The sequence below is a fragment of the Dietzia sp. B19 genome, assembly GCF_014145155.1.
Lineage (GTDB): Bacteria > Actinomycetota > Actinomycetes > Mycobacteriales > Mycobacteriaceae > Dietzia > Dietzia natronolimnaea.
Window position 1 is genome coordinate 1 of record NZ_JAALED010000198.1, and the last position, 1,786, is coordinate 1,786.

At 71.7% G+C, this 1,786-nt stretch carries 3 protein-coding genes; all 3 read right to left on the reverse strand.

Annotation, left to right across the window (positions count from 1 at the left end; genetic code table 11):
* Nucleotides 1-256 (reverse strand): hypothetical protein (locus G6020_RS06680; RefSeq protein ID WP_206682213.1); only part of this gene is annotated, 256 nt, incomplete at its 3' end.
* Nucleotides 253-1,122 (reverse strand): heme ABC transporter ATP-binding protein, encoded by an 870-nt coding sequence (locus tag G6020_RS06685; protein ID WP_182610083.1) that lies wholly within the window; start codon nucleotides 1,120-1,122, stop codon nucleotides 253-255. The genes G6020_RS06685 and G6020_RS06680, both read right to left, overlap by 4 nt.
* On the reverse strand, nucleotides 1,119-1,786 hold a 668-nt coding region (locus G6020_RS06690), incomplete at its 5' end, for an iron ABC transporter permease (RefSeq protein WP_182610084.1). The genes G6020_RS06685 and G6020_RS06690, both read right to left, overlap by 4 nt.

Sequence of the window (1,786 nt, forward strand, 5' to 3'; positions counted from 1 at the left end):
TCCCGAAGCCGATGTACACGCCACCGAATCCGCCCTCGACGGCCTGGAAACCCGAGCCCGACACGGTGAACCCGGTCCGGCCCGAGGTCGACGCCACCGCCCCGCCCAGTGAGCTGGACGCCGTCAGTCGTGCGGCGGCGTTCGCCGGCGCGTCGGCCAGGACGGCGAGCGTCGACGTACCGAGCAGCGCCAGCGCCAGGACGGCGAGCATCCGCATCGCGGACGCCCGCATCGTTGATGACCGGGTGTGAATCACGTGAACTCCTTGACGAGGGCCGACCCGAGTGTCGCCGGGAACGCGGGCTCCGCCGGCGTCCGGGCGGTGCGGAATCGACGTCGATCCGGGGTGACCAACAGGTCCCCGGTGACGGGATGACGGTCGACGAGAACCGGCTGCTGATAGACCTCTTCCACCAGCTCGGCGGTGAGGACCCGGTCGGGTGGCCCCTCGGCACGGATCCGACCCCCGGAGATCATGACGAGCCGGTCGGACCACGCGGCGGCCAACTCCAGGTCGTGCAGGACCACCACCACCGCCCCGCCGGCGTCGGCCACGGTCCGGGCCAGCTCCAGGACGATCTCCTGATGGCGCAGGTCCACCGCGGCGGTGGGTTCGTCGAGGAGCAGCACTCCGGCCCGCTGGGCGAGCGCCCTCGACAGTGAGGCGCGCGCCTTCTCTCCACCGGACAGGGTCGGGAAGGTCCGGGACCGCAGCGAGGAGGTGTCGGTGGCGGCCAACGACTCCTCGATGATCTCCTCGTCGTCGTTCCCCTCGGGCAGCGCTGCCCAGGGGGCGCGCCCCATCGCGACGATCTCCCGCACGGTGAAGGGGAAGGCGACCGAGTTGGCCTGGGTGAGCAGGGCCCGGCGGCGGGCGAGGTCGCCGAGACGCCACCGGTGCAGATCGGTGCCGTCGAGCACCGTGCGGCCGGAGTCCGGGTCGGTGTCCCCCGCCACCACGCCGAGCAGCGTGGACTTGCCCGCACCGTTGGGGCCCACCAGCGCCAGCACCTCGCCTGCGTAGACCTCCAGGTCGACCGCGTCGAGCAGGGTCCGGCCACCGATTCGTACCGTGACGCGTTCGGCGGACAGCACCGGTACGCGTGACCCGGTGACGCTCATCCCCAGCCCCCTGCGGTGCGACGGGTGCGGTGGAGGAGCCAGAAGAAGAACGGTCCGCCGACGGCGGCCGTCACCATCCCCAGTGGCAGCTCCGCGTAGTTCACGGCGGTGCGGGCGAGCAGGTCGGCCGCCAGCAGACACACCGCACCACCCAGCGCCGACGCCGGAAGCAGCAGTCGGTGGCCCGGCCCGGCGATCATGCGGACGAGATGCGGCACCACCAGGCCGACGAACGCGACGATGCCGCAGAAGCTCACCGCAGCGGCCGTGAGCAGGCCGACCAGCAGGATCGAGAAGACACGCAACCGCTCCACGTTGACGCCCAGGTGGCGGGCCGGGCGCTCTCCGAGCGCGAGCAGGTCCAGAGGTCGCGCCAGACGCGCTGCCAGGACCAGCCCGAGCAACGCCAGAGGCGCCACCACCAGGACGTGCTCCCACCGGCTGCCGTTCAGGCTTCCCAGTTGCCAGAACACGATCTCCTCGCGGGCCTGGGTGTCCCCGAGGAACATGAGCAGCGCGAGCGCGGCTCCGGCGACGGCGTTCACGGCGATGCCGGTGAGGACCAGCGTGACCACCTCGGTCCTGCCGTTGCTCCGGCTGAACAGGTACACCGCGGTGGTGGTGATGATGCCGGCGACGAAAGCGCAGACGACGCTGGTCCAGG